Below are 20897 nucleotides of genomic sequence, written 5' to 3' on the forward strand. Positions count from 1 at the left end.
TGCCGCCTTCAATATCTTAACGTTTTGATTTATCGATACGACCGATTGGTTGGTTGTGATCTTCGCCCTTAAGCAAAGAAACCAACTCAACACCTTCAGGAAGAATAGCGTCAGATAGGTGGAAAATTTGACCTAGCTGACCATCAATTGTGTCAACAACCAATTCTGCAGGTAGGTTTGCAGGAAGACAGCGAACTTCTGCTAGTTTTGCTTCAACCGTCAAGCGACCGCCTTGGCTCTTAACACCTTCGCTTTTTGCAGCGTTGATGAATTTAAGAGGAATGCGAGTCGTGATGACTTTGTCTTCAGAAACGCGAAGAAGGTCGATGTGCATAACGTCACCAGTAGAAGGGTGGCGTTGAAGCGCTTTAACAATCACTTTTTCAGTCGTACCTTCAACGACAACTTCAACAACGCTAGTCAAAAAGCCTGGAGTACCCACTGCTTTAAGTACTTCGTTGTCTTTCATTGCAACAGATTTCGGCTCGACGCCAGCGCCATAGATAACAGCAGGCACTAGGCCTTCGTTACGAAGGCGGCGGCTCGCACCTTTACCTTCATTAGTACGTGCAACGGCATTAATAGATAATGTCATGATAATTTCCTAGTTAATAATAAGTGGTGCCCAAAACTGCGACCCGTTCCGAGCGTTAATGTTTGGTTTAGGCCCCAAACATGGCACTGATAGACTCTTCGTTGCAGACGCGACGAACAGCCTCTGCCAATATGTCAGACATCGACAATTGGCGTATTTGAGGGCAATTTTGCGCCTCTTGTGTCAATGGGATGGTATCAGTCACGACCAACTCATCGAGCACGGAATTTTTAATGTTTTCAATGGCCTTGCCAGAAAGCACAGGGTGAGTACAGTAAGCAAGTACTTTGGCTGCACCGTGTTCTTTTAAGGCTTTTGCGGCTGCGCATAGGGTGCCGCCGGTATCACACATGTCATCAATTAAGACGCATGTCTTCCCTTCTACGTCACCGATAAGGTGCATGATCTGTGCTTCATTTGCACGTGGACGACGCTTATCGATAATGGCTAAGTCTGCATCATCTAGTAGCTTTGCAAAAGCGCGAGCACGCACCACACCGCCAACATCTGGAGAGACAACAGCAATGTTCTCATGCCCTTGGCGTTGCAAGTCATCTAGCAATAATGGTGTGGCATAGACGTTATCAACAGGAATATCAAAAAAGCCCTGGATTTGGTCTGCGTGAAGATCCACGGTCAACACTCGATTAATGCCTACTGCGGAAATCATATCCGCAACCACTTTGGCTGTAATGGGAACCCGAGCAGACCGCACGCGACGATCTTGACGAGCGTATCCAAAATAAGGAACAACAGCGGTTACACGGCTTGCTGAAGCACGACGCAGGGCGTCTGCCATGACAATCAATTCCATCAGGTTGTCGTTACTTGGTGCACATGTGGATTGGATAATAAAAACATCTTTACCACGTACGTTTTCATTGATCTCGACCGTAATTTCACCGTCACTGAATTTACCTACGGTGGCATTCCCAATAGGCAGACCGAGTCGGCGAACCACCCTGCGAGCGAGTTCAGGGTTGGCATTACCGGTAAAAACCATCAACTTGGACACTATGTATACCCTTTATATTTTGTAGCGATGAATATAGATTGGCTGGGGAGATTAGTGTAAATTGTTTATTATCCCCTGTTTTGCTCAATCCACTGGTTTAATGCGTAGTGAGTTGGAGATAAGTTGCAGCCCTGACAAACCCATGCTTGCCATTTTTCGGGAGTCAACGCTTTTACTTTTTCAGCGTCTTGTTTATTGTTAAACGCAATAAACAAACAAGCTCCCGTTCCAGTCAACTTAGCATCGCCATGATTTTTCAACCATAAATAGGCTTCATCGACCTGAGGATTGTGTTTTCTTACCACATTCAAACAGTCATTATGCCCACCCAGCTTCAAGGCGTGCGATATTTTGATCGGAGGGGTGTCTCTTGTCAAATATTTATCGGTAAAAATTTGACCAGTTGAAACATGGCAGTTGGGTTTTAACAACAAAAAATACGGTGTTTCCAGTTCTACCTTCTGTAGGCACTCGCCAACACCCTCTGCAAAAGCGGAATGTCCCATGACAAATACTGGAACATCAGCTCCTAGCTGTAACCCGATTTTTGCCAATTCAGGAAGTGATAGATGGCATTCCCAAAGTGTGTTTAGGGCAAGTAATGTTGTGGCGGCGTTGGAGCTTCCACCACCAATGCCACCTCCCATAGGAAGTTGCTTTTCAATAAAAATATCCGCCCCAAGGGACATATCTTGACGGTGTTTTTTGAGCAGTGATGCCGCCTTATAAATAAGGTTATCTTCTAGGGCGACCCCTTCAATAGCGGGTGATAGGCGAACGGTACTATTGTGGTTTATGTCAAAGGTGAGTTGATCGCATAGGTCAATAATTTGAAACAGAGTTTGCAGGTCATGATAGCCATTTTTTCGTTGGCCGATGATGTGTAAAAAAAGATTGAGTTTCGCGGGAGAGGGCAACTTCATAATAACTACTGAACCGTCCAATCGGTGATAATTAAGTTAACGCGGTAAGGAGGGCGCGCCACTTGCATGGTTTGTGGTAATTGTAAACCTTCCACTTTAGAGAATTTTTTATAAGTAATCTTCCAGCCATCTTGCTGTAATTGTTCAAGAAGGTGAGTTTTAGGGTTACGTTTAGACTGGTAGGGTGTATACGGATAAGGTAACCCACGCATCCAATAGGTGACTTGATTCACTGGAAATTCCCAGCCAAGTTTTTGCTTCAGTAACGATGCGGCATCTTTGCCAACGATGGTTTTATCCTCATAGGCTAAGGTGACTTTTTTACCATTCACACCGCTCAGTTTGGTGGCACCTTGCCCAAAAGGACCATATATATTTAAGGAAAACTCCGTTGGACTTTCATGCCAATTAAAATTTCCTGAAACCGCGTCATTGGGGGTGCGAATACCGACCCTTCCTTCTGTATCCCACTGGGTAATCGCTTGAACACTTTTAGGTGCGGGAGGCTTTGGAGCCGTTTGAAACATGCTACAAGCCGATAGGAGGCTGGCGATAACTGTGACGGCTAAAAAACGCAAGATCATTGTGTACTTTCCTTTTGCTGAGGTGTGGCGTGTTTCTCGATAAGTGAAGGATTGAGACGTTTGATAGTGTCCATTAGTAGGGGTGATGACTGACGTATTTGTAGAGCCTGGTGCCATATACTATCTGCTTGTGAGTAGTTTTTTTGTTGCCATAAAGATTCTCCTAAGTGGGCTGCAATATCTGAGTCTGGATACAGCTGCCAAGCTTGGTTTAGGTAATATGTGGCTTGTTTTAATTTACCCAGCATGAAATAGCCCCACCCTAAACTATCAACAATCGCAGGGTCTTTCGGATCATATTTATAAGCCTGTTGGATATAATTCATGGCTTGTTTAGTGTCCTGAGTTCTAGTCAACAAGGTGTAGCCTAACGCATTTAGATACTGAGGATTTTTGGGGTCTTTAGACAGCAAAACCTTCAACTCTTTAATGGTGTCCTGCCAGTGATTCATGTTCTCTGCTAAAAGTGCTTTGTGATATCGCAAGGCATTGGATTGAGGATATTTTTTCAGCGCTTCGGTGAGTAACTGCCAAGACAAATCCGGGTGGTGCTCTTCTTCATGAAGTTGGCTGATTGTGGTGACAACGTCTGAAATATATTGAGGTGGCGTGCGATCTAGTACCATTTTGTTTATATCTTTCTCTCTTCCTTCATTGTACATCCATAGTGCCATTTGGTTGGTGGCACTGTTGAGTAGAGCGCCTTTTACATGTTGCATGGATTGGATAGCGGCTTTTTTCTTACCGGTCTGATAGAGCGCGGTTGCTTTTAGGTAGAGAATTTGATCCTGCAACCCATAATGATTAGCTGGTAAGTGGTTTAATGTTTCAAGGGCGAGTTCTGGATGCTTGTTGGTGAGCAATGTATTGCTATAGCGAATACCAGCTTGTATCTGCTCTAATGGTGAAAGCTTTGCAGTCTGGTAGACATGTTTAGACTCTTTTAATTGGTTTGCTTGTACTAAAAAATTCAATAGCGGAGTAATTATTTGAGGCTCATTAGGATAGTTAGCAAAGCCCTTTTCCAAGGTCTGAATGGCTTTATTTCGACTGCCTAGTTGATCTTGGCTATACGCAAGTATCAAATAAATGGGGGCTTTGTGTAGATTGTTGTGTGCTGCTATAAGCGTCTTAGTTAGTGCTGCGGACTCAGTATAGTGGCCTTGGCTAAAGAGTAGGCGAGCTTTAGTCGCTTGGATAAATTCATTTCGTTTAATTTGAGCGGGTAACAAGACAAGTGTGTCAGACAAGGTACCCATTATCTCGTTGGAGCGAATGTTCTCATCCGCGTAGATGGGTAAAAAATCAAGCTTAACATGATGCTTGATGGCACTTTCCAATAACGTTGCTGCGTCGTTAGAACGTTGGGATTGCGCTAATACTTGAAACTTGAGGGCATAGGCTTGTTGATCATGAGGTGCAATGGACATGACCAAGTTAGCACTTTTTTCTATGTCTTGCTCGTTTTGAGTCGCGGTAGCAATACGAAGTAAATGTTTTGCTAATGCGGTGTTTTTGGTTTGCTCGGTGAGTTTATAAAAAGGACCGAAGGCTTTCTCGGTGCCTTCTCGTTGTAGGGTGAATTCTGCTTCTAGTATCGCTTTTAAATATTTGTCATTGATTTGCGTTGTTGTGTCTTTAATTGCTTTGGGTGGCTTATTCTCGGTGTCTTTTGATGTGCTTGTGGCGTTGTCTTTATTGGTTATATTGCTTTTAGATGGGTTGTCGGTTGAGGCTGAGGTTGGGCGTTCTTGTGATGCATTTTGTTTGGAAACGGGTAGATGGCTGCAGCCTGTAAGTGCTAACGTGCACATAATTAATAGGCAAGAGGGTAGCGATCTCATATGTGTATATTTCGACGAAACTTTTGTTGCGTTGTGCAAATATGATGGCATGTGTGTTCCCAGTGCGAAATTCATAATATCCTTATGGTATCTTTAGCTGTGAGCGATGTCAGTACTTACTATAAACTAATCCTATTACTTTTATTGATTCTATGGGGTGCGAAAATAAGCGAATTCCTCGTATAATGTGTGTTCTTTATGTAAAGAGTCGTGTGAGGTGTTTGTTCCTCCTTTCCTGATCTTGATGTCTCGACCTTTGAGAAGAGTTTCTTAATGTCACTAATTACTGTGGGTGTGAACCACAAAACAGCGCCAGTTGCGATTCGTGAGCGTGTCGCTTTTGCTCCCGAAAAAATGATTGATGCTTTGTCGTCTTTAGTTTCTGGGAAAAAAGCCTCAGAAGCTGTGATCGTCTCTACATGTAATCGTACGGAATTGTACTGTTCCATCGACAATGATACCGATGTAGAAAATATCGTCCGTTGGCTAAGTGAGTATCATCAAATTGATTTTGAAGAGCTTAAGCCATATTGCTATGCCCACCTTAACGATGACAGTGTGCGTCACATTATGCGTGTTGCATCAGGGTTGGACTCGCTGATTCTTGGTGAGCCGCAAATTTTAGGACAGGTCAAATCCGCCTATGCGGTGTCTCAAGAAGGAGAGTGTGTTGGACCAGACCTGCAGTCTCTTTTCCAACGTACCTTTTCTGTTGCTAAGCGGGTGCGTACCGATACGGCTATTGGTGAAAACCCCGTTTCTATTGCGTTTGCCGCAGTCAGCTTGGCGCAGCGTATTTTTGCTGATGTTAGAGACAACACGGCATTGCTAATCGGTGCGGGGCAAACTATTGAATTGGTGGCGCGACATCTAAAAGAGCAGGGTGTGAAGCGTATTATTGTGGCAAACCGCACTTTGGCTCGGGCGCAGAGCTTGGCCGATGAGTTGGGGGCTGAAGCCATTTTACTGGGCGACATCGGTGATCATTTATCGGAAGCGGATATCGTTATTTCTTCAACGGCGAGCCAACTGCCTATTATAGGCAAAGGACTGGTTGAAAAAGCGATATCAAAACGCCGTTTTGCTCCTATGCTGTTAATTGATATTGCTGTGCCCAGAGATATTGAGCCGGAAGTTGAAGAGGTGGGTGATGCCTACCTTTATACGGTCGATGATTTGCATTCAGTGATTGAAGAAAATGTGCGGGCAAGGCAAGATGCCGCACAAGCTGCCGAATTAATCATTGAGGAAGGCGTTGATACATTCCGGCGCTCAGTCGAATCAAGAAAAGTGTCGGACTTAATTGTGCAATATCGACGCTCGGCGGATGAAATAAAAAACGCAGAATTAGAAAAAGCATTGAAAGGTTTGGAGTCCGGTCAATCGCCTGAGCAGGTCATCAATAAGCTTGCACACGGTTTGATGAATAAGTTGATTCATTCCCCAACGCGTTATTTGCGGGATGCCGGCGCCGAATCAAACCAAGAAGCCTTAACCATTGCCGCAAATGTATTGGGCATAAATGAAGATAAAGACAATTAAAAATGAAAGATTCGATCAAATTTAAGTTAGAAAGTTTGTCTGATCGTTATGATGAATTGGCCGCTTTATTAAGTGACGCCGAAGTCATTATGGATCAGGATCTATTCCGCTCATACTCGAAAGAGTATGCCGAGCTGGAACCTGTGGTGAATTGTTTTAATGAGTATCAGCAAGTGGAAGAGAATTTAGCGGAAGCAGAGCTGATGATGACGGATCCAGATCCTGATATTAAAGAAATGGGGGTAGAGGAAATAAAGTCTGGTGAGCAACAAAAAGAAGTATTGCAGCTGGCTCTACAAAAATTGTTGTTACCGAAAGATCCAAATGACTCGCGTAACGTTTTTCTAGAAGTACGCGCAGGAACCGGTGGCGATGAAGCCTCTATTTTCTCTGGTGATCTATTCCGTATGTACTCTCGTTACGCAGAGACGCAGCGCTGGAAAGTCGAAATCATTAGTGCAAGTGATGGTGAGCATGGTGGCTATAAAGAGGTTATTGCGCGCATAGTGGGCGATGGCGCGTACTCCAAACTGAAGTTTGAGTCCGGTGTACACCGAGTGCAGCGGGTGCCAGCTACCGAATCTCAAGGCCGTATTCATACCTCTGCCTGTACTGTGGCCATTATGCCGGAAATGGATGAGGTCGCGGATATTGTGATCAATAAAAACGATTTACGTATAGATACCTTCCGTGCTTCTGGTGCGGGTGGTCAGCACGTTAACAAAACCGACTCAGCGATTCGTTTGACCCACATTCCAACCGGTGTGGTGGTGGAATGTCAAGAAGAGCGCTCGCAACATAAAAACCGTGCAAAAGCCATGTCGCTTTTGGCTTCTCGTTTATTGGCTGCGGAACAAGAGAAAGCGGCAAGCGAGCAATCTGAAACGCGTAAATCTTTAGTGGGCAGTGGCGACCGCTCCGAACGTATCCGAACCTATAACTACCCTCAAGGTCGCGTTACCGATCATCGTATTAATTTAACTCTGTATAAATTAGATGAGATTGTGACGGGGGATTTGGATGTGCTGATTAATCCGCTTGTCAGTGAGTTCCAGGCAGAGCAGTTAGCCGCTTTAAGTGGCGATAATTAATGACTGAGTTGCGAATTGATGAACTCTTGAAGGGCGCTTACGAGCGCCTTCGTTTTGTGTCCGATAGCGCGCAACTGGATGCCCAGTTATTATTAGCTCATGTCTTAGGTGTGACGACTGCCTACTTTTATACTTGGCCAGACAAGTTGCTTGATGAAAAGGCATGGGCGGAATTTGATAAGCTGCTAAAAAAACGGGAGCAAGGGGAGCCAGTTGCCTATTTAATTAAACAACAGGCGTTTTGGTCATTATTGTTAGAAGTGGCACCCTGTACTTTGATTCCAAGAGCGGATACAGAATGCTTAGTTGAAACGGCATTATCACTTATTAACCCTCGTGAAAATTTGCGAATTTTGGACTTAGGCACTGGCACAGGGGCCATTGCTTTGGCGCTAGCGTCGGAGTGTCCCAATGCTCGAGTGATGGGGATTGATCTAATTGATGAGGCGGTAGCGCTTGCTAAGCGTAACGCGAAGAATAATCAGCTGACTGTCGACTTTCGGCAAAGTTGTTGGTTTAGTGTATTGGAAGGTAGTGAACTGGAAGGTCATGCGTTGTTTGATTTGATCGTATCCAACCCACCCTATATTGATCCTAATGATGAGCATTTATCGCAAGGGGACGTGCGCTTTGAACCTAAAAGTGCTCTGGTTTCTGAGAATCATGGCCTTGCGGATATTGAGCATATTATCGACACCGCGCCACGCTTTCTTAAAGTGGGAGCCTATTTGTTATTAGAGCATGGTTATGATCAAGCGCAAGCAGTACAAACCCTGTTTGAAACAAAAGGATATTGTCGTATCGTGACGCATCAAGATTTGGGTGGAAATGACAGGGTGACGTTCGGTTGTTGGAAAGGGTAGGGAGAAGAGAACTAGTACGTATTTTATTGTTGGTCATTGCTAGACTAGAGTAACTGTACCTTTATTAGACCTTTTCAGGTTATCTGAAAAGGTCTTTTTTGTTTCTAACTGTGGTTACTTTTGTGGTTGAGCACTTTCTGGGCGAACAAATACTGGAACCAGACTGGTGGACTGCGATTCATCGTATTCATAGCCATTTATATTGAAGGCTTTGATGTCATCCAGTGTTTCGCATCGGTTTTGAATTAAGTAGCGAGCCATGAGGCCACGAGCTTTTTTGGCATAAAAACTAATGACTTTAAATTTGCCATTCTTCTCATCTAAAAAATTAGGAGAGATCAATGGTGCATTGAGCTTTTTGGTATTGACAGCCTTAAAGTATTCATTAGACGCAAGGTTTACTAGTAACTCACCATCGTTTAGTTGTTTATTAAGTGCATCGACGATGGTGTCGCCCCAAAACTGGTATAAGTTTGTGCCGCGAGGGTTTTCCAAGTGAGTGCCCATTTCTAGACGATAGGCTTGCATCAAATCAAGCGGTTTAAGCAGACCATATAGCCCGCTAAGTATGCGTAAGTGATCTTGAGCGTATGTCATCTCTTTTGGACTAAGGCTATAGGCGTCCAGTCCGGTATAAACATCCCCCATGAAGGTATAAATGGCGGGACGGCTGTTGTCTTTGTTATGATTTTTTTTCCAAGACTGGTAGCGCTCAACGTTGAGGGTAGCTAGCTTATCGCTCAACTTCATTAAAGAACCTACTTGTGGTGGGGTGTAAGGCTTTATGGTTTCGATCAGTTGTTGGGCATCGTCCAAGTAATCTGGTTGAGATACGTCATCAACACTTGGCTTGGAGCTTGTATCGAGGGTTTTAGCAGGTGATATTAAAAATTTCATAGGCATTCCATCGGTTCAAATGTTGCGTTTGTTAAAGATTATCCATAGAGTGTCGATAGATATCTAGAGTTAATGGCAATAGAGATAGGATATGGCTGATAATCTGATCTACCTTCCAGTACAAAAAAGATCGCCTAAGTGTTCTTTTTATGACGCTATTAGTGATAGAGATCTCACCGAATTGCGAGACGCATTTGATCGTGCTCGAGAGCAATGGCCTCTAGAAATTGCAGAGCTTCCGGAAAATAATAAAAAATACGCCCATTACAAAAAGTAAGTTTGGTTGTAAACTAACTCTCCCCCTATGTTGACTAAGGTCATTACTGTTATGTTCGCCTTTCTGATTCGTCACTCCTTGGTTTTTATGTTTTTGTCTGCAGTGCTAGGTTTTGTGCTGCCTGATCTATCCAGTCATTTTTTTGTTTTTCTCCCCTATATTTTGTTTTGTTTAATGACATTAACCTTATTAGGTATTAGGCAAAATGAGCTGCTGCGTCGCTTAAAAAAAGTCAGTGTTTGGGGATATGCTTTCGTTCACAGTGCGGTTTATATGCTGCTTGTTGGTTGTATAGCGAACCTTTTTCATTTGGATAAAAGCTTACAGTTGGCAATGGTGTCTGTGGCAGCAACGGGGTCTTTATTTGCGACTCCTGCGATTGTCAGAGCCCTTGGCTTCGATAGTATTGAAGCCATGGCAATGACAATTGCGTCGACTCTTCTCTTACCTGCTGCGATTTTTGTTACTCTACTGGCATATCATCCAGGGCATATATCTCTTGATTTAACCTCTTATATGTTACGATTGGTTATATTTATATTCGGGCCAATGTTTTTTTCATATCTTATTCATAAAGCAATACAAAGGGATACACTCAACACTATATTGAATCGGATTTCACCTTATACAATTTTATTTGTTTTGGCTTTTCCTTTTGGGTTGGTGGGGAGTTTTAGACAGTTGTTTGATAGAAATCCTCATAATGCTTTGATTTATTTAGTGATTGCAATATTGTTGTGCTGTTTGTTTTTCATTATTTCTTATTGGGTTTATAGAAAATCGGGTAAAGAGTTCGCGTTAACAGCAGCCATTACTTCAGGCAATCGAAATGTCTTACTCACCTACACTATCGCTGGAGGGCTGTTAGGACCAGCTTTTTTGCCTCTTGCGGGAGCGCTTCAGATACCAACATCGCTGTTACCTGTCGTCACACGTTACCTTTCTCGTCGAATTGGTTAATTTTTGTTGCAAATCCCCGAATTGGTTAATTTTTGTTGTAAAGTCTTGAAAGCCTTTAAAACGACGCTAATCTTATGGAAAAACTTACGGCTAATCTAAATTGTTCCGAGTAGTTTTATTCTTAAATTAAGAACTATTTGTTGCATGGGAAAAATAAAAATATATTGTTATTAAATAGGATGTCTGTCTTTTAAATGTAAGACTTACTAATAGGAAGTATAGCTAAGTAAGGTCTAATTATTAATGAGAAACAATCTTCCAGTTACAGCGAGCGAGAAAACATTCGCCAAAGATGTAAAGCTTATATCCACCACAGATTTAAAGGGTAATATCACAAATTGCAACAAGGCGTTTTTAGATATCAGTGGCTTTGACAAAGAAGAGCTTATTGGCAGTTCTCATAATATAGTGCGCCATCCTGACATGCCAGTAGAGGCATTTGATGTGATGTGGAAGCATTTAAAGCGCGGTGAGCCTTGGATGGGGATGGTAAAGAATCGCTGTAAAAATGGTGATTTTTATTGGGTCGATGCCTATGTGACACCCGTTACAGAGCATGGCGAAGTTGTTGGTTATGAATCGGTGCGTACATTACCAAGTCGCAAGGATGTTGCACGAGCTGAAAAAGTTTACAAAAGAATAAATGCAGGAAAACGCGTGATGCCGCGATTCGCTCTTTCGCTTCCTTCGCTGATATTGATTATTGGGGCTGTGCTTGGTGTAGCGGGAGGGATTGTCGCTGGACTTTGGCAAGGAATGGCGGTTTTTCTAGTGGCAAGTTTATTATCAAATGGACTGCTTTTTATTGGGCGGAACAACTCGATCAAAACGATAAAACAAAGATTATCAACTTCGTTTATGCATCCTCTTGCTGCGATTACCTATTCTGATGCGCTACTGTCTACTGCCAAGCTAGATGTGGGGGTTAAGAGTCTTAGATCACGTCTAGATGCAGTGCTAACTCGTATTGAAGATGAGTCAAGTAAAGTATTTGAGCAAGCAAATATCGGTTATCGTTTGACGGACGAATCGACGCAAAAAATGACAAGCCAACAGCATGAAACGCAAGATGTGGCGGCTGCCATGCATCAAATGACGACAACTATCAGTGAAGTGTCAGCCCATGTACAAAGCACTGCTGACGGAGCTAAAGAAACCTCAAGTTCTGCTCAGGAAGGCAGAAAAGTGATTGAAGAGACGCGTCACTCTATTGAGGCTTTAAATCAAACAGTTAATGAGATTAGTGATACCGTGGAGGAGTTGTCCGGTCGCTCTGAGAAAATCGCTCAAGTAGCGCAAATGATTGACCAAATTGCTGAGCAGACGAATCTATTAGCCCTGAATGCGGCTATTGAGGCCGCGCGTGCTGGCGAACATGGGCGTGGCTTTGCTGTGGTAGCTGATGAAGTGCGCCAGTTGGCCCAACGAACACAGGGATCGACAAAAGAAATTCATGACATCATCGAAGTGTTGAGACAAAGTGCTAAACAATCGGTTGAAAAAGCTAATCAAGGTAAAGTTGGGGCAGAAAAAGGCGTACAACAAATGTTAGCGGCAGAAGCTTCATTAGTGTCTATCGTCTCTGGTGTCTCTGAGATCGCTGACATGGCTGATCAGATGGCAGCAGCCGTAGAAGAACAAGCTCATGTGTCGGAAGACATTAATCAGCAAATTGTCCGTATATCTAATTTAGCAACCGAAAGTTTGGATAAGGCAAACAGCTCTTCAGAGAGTATTCAAACGCTGCAGGCTATCTCTTCAGATCTGCACGAGTTAGTCACACGTTTTAAGTAGAATGCTCTAGGGCATAGAAAGGGTTAAAAGCTAAAAAGCCGAGCTGCATCACGACTCGGCTTTTTATTGGGCACATTTTTAAGGCTAAGGTAAGGGAAGAGGGGTTAAGCGCTCACTTGCTTGATTCATGCTCATCATCACAATGTTTTGGCTGCCTTTTGAATCCCCCATTGCTTGGAGTAAACGGCTTAGCTCTGCCATTGCTTCGCTATTTGCATCTAAGTTAAAAGCATTTTCGTAATAGTCTTTGGCTTTACCCCATAAACGAATAGATTGACTTAACCGACCACAAACAAGATACAGATTTGAGCTGCGGGGCTCTTTTTTAAGCCAGTTTTCACAGTTGTTTAACAGTTTATTGCTATTAAGCTCTCGTAAATTACCATATTCATAGATGAGCTCCTCCGACCACCTGGTGTTTAAACTTTGACGGATAAAGGCCTCTGCTTTTTCTTCGTTTTTAAAGGCAATAAGTGTTTGAGCATACAGCTTGCGCATATGATCGTCTTGAGACAGTGAGTCGAGCTTATTCCATAAAGATTCGACATCAGAGACGAGTGCTTTGTTACTTTCGCCAAGCTTATTGCGGAACTTAATTTTCTCCAAAAGGGCTAAAAAGGCATTGCGTTCTAAGTCCAGCATATTTTCTTCGTTGTAGATACCTTCTTTTTTCAGAGTTGGTGTGAGGCTGAGTAAAGCATCCCAATCTTTTAGCTTGGTATAGACTGCTACCAGCATTTTTAAGATCTGCCTGTGCTTTGGTTTGATTTTTTGTAAGCGTAAAAGAGAGGCTAGGGCACCTTCGTAATGCTTTTGTCGGATTTGAATTTGACTTTGCGCAAAGCCGATGGCGAATTCTGCCTCTGGTGTGGATTGATGGGCGGTACGAAGTAGCGCTTTAGATCGCTCATGTTCTTCCTGTTCACTGGCTGCGTAAGCGGCACCAATATAGTTGATAAGTGGGTATGAAGCATTCCCAGCGCTACTTGTTAGCAGTTTTTCTGCCTTTTTCCAGTTTCCTCCGACGAGCTCCAACATACCTCGAATGGTGTTCTTAGAAGCGCGTTTATGAGCTAAGTTATCAGTAATTTTAGACAACGAGCTGCTAGGTCTTAGGGCTATGAATAAAACCTTTTTTACCCAACCTAATACAAACAGCGCAACGATAATTGCCGCGACCAATACCCATAGGCTGGTTTCGATTGTCACACCGTTATAAGCAATTAGTACATAGCCACTGTCTTGGCGCATGAGTAATCCAACAACACCCCCTGCGACCATCATAATAACAAGGATAAATAACAGTTTTCTCATGCTTTTGCTCCTTGATTATTTGGACTCTTTTGTGAGTTTTGAGTTTCAGGAGCGCCGGCACTTTGTTTGCTTGTGTTTGCCGGAGGAGCGGAGTCTACAGGAGTCGTTGATTTAACAGAAGGTGTTGAGTCCTGCTGAAGCTGTTGGGGTTGCTCTGTAGATTGGGTTCTCTCATTCCATTTTTTGATAAGCGTTTTCATAGCTTCAAGGGAATCATTAGGCAGTGGCAGGTTAGGTGCTGGATTTACCTGCTGCAACGAGGTAATGCTAGCTAAGAAGGCAATAACCTGTTGTGATTTAGTGTCAAAATGTTCCGTAACCGCTTTGGCGACACGGGAAAGCGCATTTTGGTAAATTTTCGATTCGCCTTTCACCATAGCGACTTGTGCAACATCAAGTTGTAGCTGCAGTCCTGTTACCAGCTGTTGATATTCGGTTGGCGGTAATAAGGTTTTAATAGGGGTATGATCGTAGTTAATGATGACTAACGATTTTAACGATTGCCAAAATTCGCTTAACACGCCAGTGACTTTATCTGTCATTCCCTGAGATTGGGGTTTTGTCTCACTCGTTTGGTGGTCTTGCTGCCAAGCTTTAGAAGGTTCCCGCTGGGGGAGCTTACTAACTTGATCATAGAGGGCATCTAGCTGCAAGTAGCGGCCTTGTAAGTCAAAATGTCGTGTTGATTTAAGCGCCTGAATATCTTTCGCAATGGCTTTGCGAGCGGCAAAAAACATGGGGTCTTGCAGCTCGGCTAAAATCGAGTCGGCACTGGATAATAAACCAATGGCTCCTCTGGCATCGGATTCTAAAAGAACGCGTTGATTTGCAAGTCGAACCAAATATTCTACTTCCGCTAATTTCCAGTCTTCTTTTGTATTGTTGTGTATGCGGCTTAATTGTTTCTGAATGGTTTTAATTTGCTCACTTTGCTGGCTTTGTTCGCCAAGCAGTTTTTCGGTTTGTTGTTTTATTTGCTGCTCCGTCTGAGCAACTTGACTGGAAAGTGTATTGACTTGTGAGCGAGATTGATTATAAGCGACAAGTTGGTCGTTAGTTTTATTCTGTTGCTGTTGTAACAGTGCAATGGCGTCAGCGGGATTATGCTGTTGAGCTTGATAAAACAACCAACCACTTGCAGATAAAGAGGCAAGAGAGATAACAATACTGGCACTAAGCAGAGTTTGGTTTATTGAAAATGTGCTCTTTGCTTCTTGTGAGCGTTGCTCGTCACGTTTTCTGTCTCGAGCCTTTTGGGCACCAGATCGCGTATCTTCTTGCGGCGCTTTAGGAGGATGGCTGTTCTCTTCCAAGTTGGTGTTATTGTTATCTGTCATTCTTATTTCCTATGTAAAGTTCCGTCGCTGAGATAAGGCTTTGGTCATCGGCACCATTAGCACATGTTGCCTGCTTCCAGCCCATTTCTAGAGCTAGGTCGTTTACTCTAACACTCGGAGTAAGGATGGGAAGCGCTTTTAGCTCAGGTTTAAATTGTTCAGTATAGTCGTTTAAGTTGTCTAAGCTTTCACCACTGGTGATCCAAATGAGATCAATGTCTGGAAGCATAAGAAACGTTTGTGCAGCATAAGAAGGTTGTTGTCTCTGGTATAAAGACAAGTATTGTACACTAGCCCCCCGTTTTGTTAACTGATCTCCTAGCTCTGTTCTCCCGCCTTCCCCTTTTATTATCAGCACTTTTTGGCCTCGCATTTTGGCGGGTTTTAACCACTCTAGTAATGCTTCAGTGGTATGGCCTGGGTTGGTAATAGCTGGAACTCCCAGTTCCTGTAATGCTTTAGTTGTGCCTTTGCCAATGCCAATCCAATGGATGCCTTCTGGGATCATTGGCCAGCAGTCGTCAAGCCATTCAACGCCAAAACGCACGGCATTTTTACTGACAAAAATCACATAATGAAACTCATCTATATTAAAAACAAGAGAGCGAATAGCAGCGACTTGATTAGGCTCAGTAAGGGGCGAAATAGAGAGTATCGGAAGAGGAACTGGCAAATAACCATGTTGTTTAGCGTGTTGACAGCTTAGGCTGTTCTCTGGCTCAGGGCGAGTGATTAAAATACTTAGCTTATTCACCTGTTTACCTTCCGTTAACTACGTGTCTTCATATTATTGATAAATCGCGGCCAAGATAGCGTCGGCGCCTTTTGTTAGCAAGTCTTCAGCAACTGAAACACCTAAGTTCTTCGCATTGTCTTTATGGCCAGTTATTTGGCTTTCAATCATGGTCTTTCCATCTGGACTGCCAACAAGACCACGGATGAAAAGGTCATCGCCTGATAAGGTAGCATAACAAGCAATTGGCGCTTGGCAGCCCCCATTGAGCCGTTCGTTAACAGCCCGCTCAGCGATAACACGAGTTGCTGTTTCATTGTGTTGCAGCGGCTTCAATAGTTCAATGGTGTCAAGATCTTCAGAGCGACACTCAATCCCCATCGCACCTTGGCCACCGGCAGGTAAGCTGATTTCCACAGGAATGCGCAGGCGAATACGATCTTGCATGTTTAAACGAATCAGGCCAGCAGTTGCTAATATGATGGCATCGTATTCGCCTTCATCCATTTTTCTTAAACGGGTGTTTACATTACCTCGTAAATCTTTGATAACTAGATCCGGACGGTTCATACGTAGCTGACAAGAACGACGTAAGCTGGATGTACCAATGATGCTACCAGCAGGAAGATCATCAATGGTGGCAAAGTGGTTGGAGACAAATGCATCGGTTGGATCTTCTCGCTCGCATATGACCGCTAAGCCTAGCCCTTCTGGAAAAGCCATAGGCACATCCTTCATTGAGTGTACAGCAATGTCAGCACGTCCATCCATTAGAGCGGTTTCCAGTTCTTTCACAAACAGGCCTTTGCCGCCGATTTTCGATAAAGGTGAATCTAAGATTTGATCTCCTTTCGTTGTCATGCCAAGTAGTTCAACGCGTAGCGTCGGATATAAAGACTCCAGTTGTGCTTTTACTTTGTTGGCTTGCCAAAGGGCTAATTGACTTTCTCGAGTGGCAATCACTATCTTATCTTTCACGCTATCTCCTAGTTAAATGTGGGCAGAAGAAATGGGTTGTCTGCTTTGAGATCGATACTGCTAATCATACTCGTTAACGTCGAGAGCGTCATCTTTCAATGCTTTATAAGTCTCGGCGCTTAAGGTACTCTTTGTGTCTGTTTGAATTTGTGTGGGAACCGAGTGAATGACTGATACGAATAAAACCACAAACCAGCAATGGGGTGGTCGTTTTTCTGAGCCTGTGGATGCGTTTGTTGCGCGTTTTACTGCGTCTGTTGAGTTCGATCAACGGATGGCAAAGCAGGATATACAAGGATCAATTGCGCATGGCAAAATGCTCGCCAGTGTGGGGGTTTTGACCGAAGAAGAACGAGATCAGATTATTCAAGGTCTGACGGAAATCGAAGATGAAATTCAACGTGGTGAGTTTGCATGGTCCGTCGACCTAGAAGACGTGCATATGAACATAGAGGCACGTTTAACGCAAAAAATCGGCATTACAGGTAAGAAACTGCATACAGGTCGCTCTCGTAATGATCAAGTGGCAACCGACATTCGTCTCTACCTTCGTGACGAAGTAGATTTTTTATTGGAAGAAATTACCCGCTTGCAACAAGGCATTTTGAGTTTGGCTGAAAAAGAGGCCAATACCATTATGCCAGGTTTTACTCATTTGCAAACGGCCCAGCCCGTCACCTTCGGCCATCATCTGATGGCTTGGTATGAAATGGCACAGCGTGACTACGAGCGCCTTGTTGATTGTCGTAAACGAATTAATATTTTGCCTCTTGGGGCGGCTGCGCTTGCTGGAACAACTTATCCGATTGACCGAAATATGACTGCTGAATTGCTCGGGTTTGAGCGCCCGACTTATAATTCTCTTGATTCGGTTAGTGATCGTGATTTTGCCATTGAATTTACCTCGACAGCTTCTATCATCATGATGCATTTGTCCCGTTGGGCAGAAGAGATGGTGATGTGGGCTTCTGCTCAGTTTAACTTTATTTTCTTACCGGATCGTTTTTGTACTGGTTCGTCTATCATGCCTCAGAAAAAGAATCCAGATGTGCCAGAGTTAGTTCGAGGAAAAACTGGTCGTGTTTATGGGCATTTAATGGGCTTGCTGACTTTGATGAAGTCGCAATGTTTGGCTTACAACAAAGACAACCAAGAAGACAAAGAGCCGTTGTTTGATACGGTGGATACGCTTAAAGGCTCTCTGCGTGCATTCGCTGATATGATTCCCGCGATTGAATCGCGCAGCGAGAACATGTACGAAGCTGCTCGCCGTGGCTTTTCTACCGCAACAGATTTAGCGGATTATTTGGTTCGTCAAGGTGTTGCCTTTCGTGATGCCCATGAAGTAGTTGGTAAAGCGGTGGGGTATGGTGTGAAAACCGGAAAAGACTTATCAGAAATGACGCTTGAAGAATTGCAAACCTTCGGAAGTATGATCAAAGACGATGTTTTTGATGTCTTAACGTTAGAAGGTTCTGTCGCGGCTCGTGATCATGTTGGTGGAACAGCACCAGCTCAAGTATTGAAAGCAATAGAACGAGCAAAGTCTGATCTTGCGCTGCGATAACTTTTTAAGTGTACAAGGGCTATAAAATAAAAAGCCAGCAGTTTTACTTCGGACTGTTGGCTTGCCTTATAAAAATCGCTTTTACTTAGGTTGCTGCTCCAAGTTAAAAGGCGAATCGGGTCCTAATAGCTCGTTTGTTAAAATACTGGGGGAGATGTTCAGTTCAAAATGAAACAGCTTTGATTTGATGCCGCAGCCATCAAAGACGATCGCCCAGCCCTTTTTCGAACCATCCGTAGCGTCTTCTTTTGGCATTCGCCAACAGACCCCTTTGATGTTGACATATCGTGTACCATCAGCGTCTTCTGTAATGGGATAGTTTGTGTTTTTGCTTTTATCCACACCTTTTAAATATTCCCTTTGAGCGGCTTTTGATTCCTCTATTTTTTGTCGTAGCTCTTTTGAAAAGATTTTACTAGTCGTTTGCATATCTGCATCGGGTGATAATGATATTTTGGAGATGTCTAACAGCTCAGGCTTATCTGTGAGGGTTTTTGTTTGCTGGCTTGTTAATAATTTGCTATCTAAACCATGGCGATTACCAGCTGGTACGGAAACACCATTGCGCTCCACCGTACCAAAGTGGCTATCAGGCTTTTTCTGCTGGGTAGTGGTGTTGGTGGGTGATGTGCTCTGGAAAAATTCTGTTCCCTGTGCTTTTGTCGAGTTCGCTGTGTTTGTCTTTTGGGTGACGTGATTTGTTGTGTCAGCGGTGGTGGAAGTCTGTTTCTGTGACTTTGAGTTGTCTTTTGGGTTGTCTAAAGAGGGTGCGGCGGCTTGCCTATTAGACTGGGTTTGAGTTTGTTTTTCTGGCGTGATTAAAGATACCTCTAACGTTTTTTTTGACGCTAAAGCAGAGGGCTTTAACAAGTCTAACCAGTTTTGGTCTTTGCTGGCGAACAAAATAAGACCATGTATGGCGATGGCGCAGAATAATGCTATCAGCCAAGATTTTTTGATGATGCTGCTTCTGTATATGGGCATATGGTTGTTCGAGTGCTGGTAAATAAGCTTCTCTATCTAATCCTTGTTGCTGTATTGCTATAGCTAGGTGTCAATATAGCAGATTCAAGTCCATAAGTTATTTGTCATCTTCGTAAAGAATATTGTTTTTAATGTATGGTTAGGGTTGGGAAACGAGATAGCTACCAGTATACTGTTGAAATCAAAAACTAAAGAGATAAAGACGATGTTTAAATGGTTTTCTGTGCTTATCTTAGCTGTGTTTCTTAGCGCTTGTGGTAATAAAGGCCCTCTTTATTTGCCTCACAGTGGAACAGCAACCCAGCAAGAATCGTCTTCGACTAATTGAGGATTCCCCTTGGACTTTTTTAACTATAACAATGGCCTATTGCAAGCAGAGAATGTTGCATTAACGCAAATTGCAGAACAATTTGGCACCCCTTGCTACGTCTATTCCCGTGCAACCCTTGAACGACACTATAACGCCTACGCTGAGGCCTTTGCTTCTCATCCTAGCCTGATTTGCTATGCAGTAAAAGCGTGTTCGAATATCGCGATTTTAAATGTATTAGCTCGCCTTGGTTCAGGGTTTGATATTGTCTCGATTGGCGAATTAGAGCGTGTGTTGAAGGCGGGAGGTGACCCGACCAAAGTCATGTTTTCTGGTTTAGGTAAGCAAGCTCATGAGATGCAGCGAGCTTTAGAAGTTGGTATTCACTGTTTTAATGTGGAATCAGAGCCAGAGCTTTACCGCCTTAATGAGGTGGCTGGCGAAATGGGTAAGGTGGCTCCAGTCTCGTTGCGTGTAAACCCTGATGTGGATGCGAAAACCCACCCGTATATTTCGACGGGCCTAAAAGAAAATAAGTTTGGTATCGATATTCAAGATGCCGTACGCATTTATAAAATTGCCCATAAGCTACCCAATTTAAATGTAATGGGGGTGGACTGCCACATTGGCTCGCAGTTAACAGAACTGACCCCCTTTCTGGATACCTTCGATCGTTTGATTGGGCTGGTGGATGAGTTAGCAGAAGCTGGAATCACGATTAAACATTTGGATTTAGGTGGTGGTTTGGGGGTTCGTTATCGTGATGAAGTGCCGCCAGAGCCTGCAGAGTACGCGAAGCTGATTCTTGAAAAAGTGAAAGATAGACCTATCACTCTTGCTTTTGAACCAGGTCGTTCCATTGCGGCTAATGCTGGTATTTTATTAACTCAGGTCGAATTTCTAAAATGTACACCACACAAGAACTTTGCAGTGATTGATGGTGCTATGAATGACTTGATTCGTCCGTCTCTCTATGGGGCGTGGATGAATATTGTTCCTGTCTCACTAGCGCCAACACCAGAGGGTGTACGTACCTATGACTTGGTTGGTCCTGTGTGTGAAACCGGAGACTTTATTGGTAAAGATCGAGACTTGGACATTCAAGCCGGCGATCTATTGGCTGTGCGTTCTGCTGGTGCCTATGGGTTTACCATGTCATCGAATTACAACAGCCGCAGCCGTGGGGCCGAAGTGATGGTAGATGGGGATAAGGCTCACTTGATTCGTGCTCGAGAAACAATAGAGCATCAATTGGCTGGTGAGCAAGTATTGCCCGACTAAGGAGTACG

At 43.6% G+C, this 20897-nt stretch carries 20 protein-coding genes; 9 read left to right on the top strand and 11 right to left on the bottom strand.

What is annotated here, in order from left to right; all coding sequences use genetic code 11:
* Window positions 1-16: 16 nt before the first annotated feature.
* From MSP8886_RS12975 to MSP8886_RS12995, 5 genes are all read right to left on the bottom strand, one after another.
* Complete coding sequence (locus tag MSP8886_RS12975) at window positions 17-595, bottom strand: 50S ribosomal protein L25 (RefSeq protein ID WP_067017066.1); 579 nt, start codon at window positions 593-595, stop codon at window positions 17-19.
* Window positions 596-662: 67 nt separating this feature from the next.
* Window positions 663-1610, bottom strand: a complete 948-nt coding sequence (locus MSP8886_RS12980; RefSeq protein WP_067017068.1) for a ribose-phosphate diphosphokinase — start codon at window positions 1608-1610, stop codon at window positions 663-665.
* A 68-nt stretch (window positions 1611-1678) separates the two neighbouring features.
* Window positions 1679-2533: a 4-(cytidine 5'-diphospho)-2-C-methyl-D-erythritol kinase gene (ispE, locus tag MSP8886_RS12985; protein ID WP_067017070.1), complete on the bottom strand. Its 855-nt coding sequence runs from the start codon at window positions 2531-2533 to the stop codon at window positions 1679-1681.
* A gap of 5 nt (window positions 2534-2538) precedes the next feature.
* The gene (gene lolB, locus MSP8886_RS12990) at window positions 2539-3117 is read right to left on the bottom strand and encodes a lipoprotein insertase outer membrane protein LolB (RefSeq protein ID WP_067017072.1); all 579 of its coding nucleotides are present in this window, start codon (window positions 3115-3117) and stop codon (window positions 2539-2541) included.
* Window positions 3114-4961, bottom strand: coding sequence for a tetratricopeptide repeat protein (locus MSP8886_RS12995; protein ID WP_175365307.1), 1848 nt, complete (start codon window positions 4959-4961; stop codon window positions 3114-3116). Before MSP8886_RS12995 ends, lolB begins: the two co-directional genes overlap by 4 nt.
* Window positions 4962-5234: 273 nt before the next feature.
* On the opposite strand from MSP8886_RS12995, the gene hemA reads away from it, so the two are divergent.
* From hemA to prmC, 3 genes are read left to right on the top strand one after another with little or no spacing between them, the layout of a single operon-like run.
* Entirely contained in the window at window positions 5235-6503 is a 1269-nt protein-coding gene (gene hemA, locus MSP8886_RS13000) for a glutamyl-tRNA reductase (protein WP_067017076.1), read from the top strand.
* Window positions 6504-6505: 2 nt separating this feature from the next.
* Complete coding sequence (gene prfA / locus MSP8886_RS13005) at window positions 6506-7594, top strand: peptide chain release factor 1 (protein WP_067017078.1); 1089 nt, start codon at window positions 6506-6508, stop codon at window positions 7592-7594.
* Window positions 7594-8457 (top strand): peptide chain release factor N(5)-glutamine methyltransferase, encoded by an 864-nt coding sequence (gene prmC, locus MSP8886_RS13010; RefSeq protein ID WP_067017080.1) that lies wholly within the window; start codon window positions 7594-7596, stop codon window positions 8455-8457. Before prfA ends, prmC begins: the two co-directional genes overlap by 1 nt.
* Window positions 8458-8571: 114 nt before the next feature.
* Here the strand turns inward: prmC and yaaA are convergent, their stop codons facing one another.
* Window positions 8572-9354, bottom strand: coding sequence for a peroxide stress protein YaaA (gene yaaA, locus MSP8886_RS13015; protein WP_067017082.1), 783 nt, complete (start codon window positions 9352-9354; stop codon window positions 8572-8574).
* Window positions 9355-9445: 91 nt separating this feature from the next.
* Here yaaA and MSP8886_RS13020 point away from each other — a divergent pair, with 91 nt between their 5' ends.
* From MSP8886_RS13020 to MSP8886_RS13030, 3 genes are all read left to right on the top strand, one after another.
* The gene (locus MSP8886_RS13020) at window positions 9446-9631 is read left to right on the top strand and encodes a hypothetical protein (protein ID WP_067017084.1); all 186 of its coding nucleotides are present in this window, start codon (window positions 9446-9448) and stop codon (window positions 9629-9631) included.
* A gap of 51 nt (window positions 9632-9682) precedes the next feature.
* The gene (locus MSP8886_RS13025) at window positions 9683-10591 is read left to right on the top strand and encodes a hypothetical protein (RefSeq protein ID WP_067017085.1); all 909 of its coding nucleotides are present in this window, start codon (window positions 9683-9685) and stop codon (window positions 10589-10591) included.
* A 243-nt stretch (window positions 10592-10834) separates the two neighbouring features.
* Window positions 10835-12385: a methyl-accepting chemotaxis protein gene (locus MSP8886_RS13030; RefSeq protein WP_067017088.1), complete on the top strand. Its 1551-nt coding sequence runs from the start codon at window positions 10835-10837 to the stop codon at window positions 12383-12385.
* 84 nt (window positions 12386-12469) lie between these two features.
* Here the strand turns inward: MSP8886_RS13030 and MSP8886_RS13035 are convergent, their stop codons facing one another.
* From MSP8886_RS13035 to hemC, 4 genes are read right to left on the bottom strand one after another with little or no spacing between them, the layout of a single operon-like run.
* A complete protein-coding gene (locus tag MSP8886_RS13035) occupies window positions 12470-13699 on the bottom strand; it encodes a heme biosynthesis HemY N-terminal domain-containing protein (protein ID WP_067017090.1) in 1230 nt (409 codons plus the stop codon).
* Window positions 13696-15036, bottom strand: a complete 1341-nt coding sequence (locus MSP8886_RS13040) for a uroporphyrinogen-III C-methyltransferase (RefSeq protein ID WP_067017091.1) — start codon at window positions 15034-15036, stop codon at window positions 13696-13698. Before MSP8886_RS13040 ends, MSP8886_RS13035 begins: the two co-directional genes overlap by 4 nt.
* Window positions 15026-15790 carry a uroporphyrinogen-III synthase gene (locus MSP8886_RS13045; RefSeq protein WP_067017093.1) on the bottom strand — a complete coding sequence of 255 codons (765 nt, stop codon included), beginning with the start codon at window positions 15788-15790 and terminating at the stop codon, window positions 15026-15028. The genes MSP8886_RS13040 and MSP8886_RS13045 overlap by 11 nt, the downstream gene beginning before the upstream one ends.
* A gap of 33 nt (window positions 15791-15823) precedes the next feature.
* Complete coding sequence (gene hemC / locus MSP8886_RS13050) at window positions 15824-16747, bottom strand: hydroxymethylbilane synthase (protein WP_067017095.1); 924 nt, start codon at window positions 16745-16747, stop codon at window positions 15824-15826.
* 166 nt (window positions 16748-16913) lie between these two features.
* Between hemC and argH the strand changes: the two genes are divergently transcribed.
* Window positions 16914-18314 carry an argininosuccinate lyase gene (argH, locus tag MSP8886_RS13055; RefSeq protein WP_067017097.1) on the top strand — a complete coding sequence of 467 codons (1401 nt, stop codon included), beginning with the start codon at window positions 16914-16916 and terminating at the stop codon, window positions 18312-18314.
* A gap of 81 nt (window positions 18315-18395) precedes the next feature.
* Here argH and MSP8886_RS13060 read toward each other — a convergent pair whose 3' ends face one another.
* Window positions 18396-19298, bottom strand: coding sequence for a hypothetical protein (locus MSP8886_RS13060; RefSeq protein WP_067017098.1), 903 nt, complete (start codon window positions 19296-19298; stop codon window positions 18396-18398).
* 205 nt (window positions 19299-19503) lie between these two features.
* Between MSP8886_RS13060 and lptM the strand changes: the two genes are divergently transcribed.
* Complete coding sequence (gene lptM, locus MSP8886_RS21930) at window positions 19504-19626, top strand: LPS translocon maturation chaperone LptM (protein ID WP_083200946.1); 123 nt, start codon at window positions 19504-19506, stop codon at window positions 19624-19626.
* 9 nt (window positions 19627-19635) lie between these two features.
* Window positions 19636-20889: a diaminopimelate decarboxylase gene (gene lysA / locus MSP8886_RS13065; RefSeq protein WP_067017100.1), complete on the top strand. Its 1254-nt coding sequence runs from the start codon at window positions 19636-19638 to the stop codon at window positions 20887-20889.
* Window positions 20890-20897 lie beyond the last annotated feature (8 nt).

This window comes from Marinomonas spartinae (genome assembly GCF_900089775.1).
Lineage (GTDB): Bacteria > Pseudomonadota > Gammaproteobacteria > Pseudomonadales > Marinomonadaceae > Marinomonas > Marinomonas spartinae.

Excerpts from the sequence above, each read along its gene's own strand:
- MSP8886_RS12975 (WP_067017066.1), bottom strand. The coding sequence starts at position 595 with ATGACATTATCTATTAATGCCGTTGCACGTACTAATGAAGGTAAAGGT.
- ispE (WP_067017070.1), bottom strand. The coding sequence starts at position 2,533 with ATGAAGTTGCCCTCTCCCGCGAAACTCAATCTTTTTTTACACATCATC.
- lolB (WP_067017072.1), bottom strand. The coding sequence starts at position 3,117 with ATGATCTTGCGTTTTTTAGCCGTCACAGTTATCGCCAGCCTCCTATCG.
- MSP8886_RS12995 (WP_175365307.1), bottom strand. The coding sequence starts at position 4,961 with ATGAGATCGCTACCCTCTTGCCTATTAATTATGTGCACGTTAGCACTT.
- hemA (WP_067017076.1), top strand. The coding sequence starts at position 5,235 with ATGTCACTAATTACTGTGGGTGTGAACCACAAAACAGCGCCAGTTGCG.
- prfA (WP_067017078.1), top strand. The coding sequence starts at position 6,506 with ATGAAAGATTCGATCAAATTTAAGTTAGAAAGTTTGTCTGATCGTTAT.
- prmC (WP_067017080.1), top strand. The coding sequence starts at position 7,594 with ATGACTGAGTTGCGAATTGATGAACTCTTGAAGGGCGCTTACGAGCGC.
- yaaA (WP_067017082.1), bottom strand. The coding sequence starts at position 9,354 with ATGAAATTTTTAATATCACCTGCTAAAACCCTCGATACAAGCTCCAAG.
- MSP8886_RS13020 (WP_067017084.1), top strand. The coding sequence starts at position 9,446 with ATGGCTGATAATCTGATCTACCTTCCAGTACAAAAAAGATCGCCTAAG.
- MSP8886_RS13025 (WP_067017085.1), top strand. The coding sequence starts at position 9,683 with ATGTTCGCCTTTCTGATTCGTCACTCCTTGGTTTTTATGTTTTTGTCT.
- MSP8886_RS13030 (WP_067017088.1), top strand. The coding sequence starts at position 10,835 with ATGAGAAACAATCTTCCAGTTACAGCGAGCGAGAAAACATTCGCCAAA.
- MSP8886_RS13035 (WP_067017090.1), bottom strand. The coding sequence starts at position 13,699 with ATGAGAAAACTGTTATTTATCCTTGTTATTATGATGGTCGCAGGGGGT.
- MSP8886_RS13040 (WP_067017091.1), bottom strand. The coding sequence starts at position 15,036 with ATGACAGATAACAATAACACCAACTTGGAAGAGAACAGCCATCCTCCT.
- argH (WP_067017097.1), top strand. The coding sequence starts at position 16,914 with ATGACTGATACGAATAAAACCACAAACCAGCAATGGGGTGGTCGTTTT.
- MSP8886_RS13060 (WP_067017098.1), bottom strand. The coding sequence starts at position 19,298 with ATGCCCATATACAGAAGCAGCATCATCAAAAAATCTTGGCTGATAGCA.
- lptM (WP_083200946.1), top strand. The coding sequence starts at position 19,504 with ATGTTTAAATGGTTTTCTGTGCTTATCTTAGCTGTGTTTCTTAGCGCT.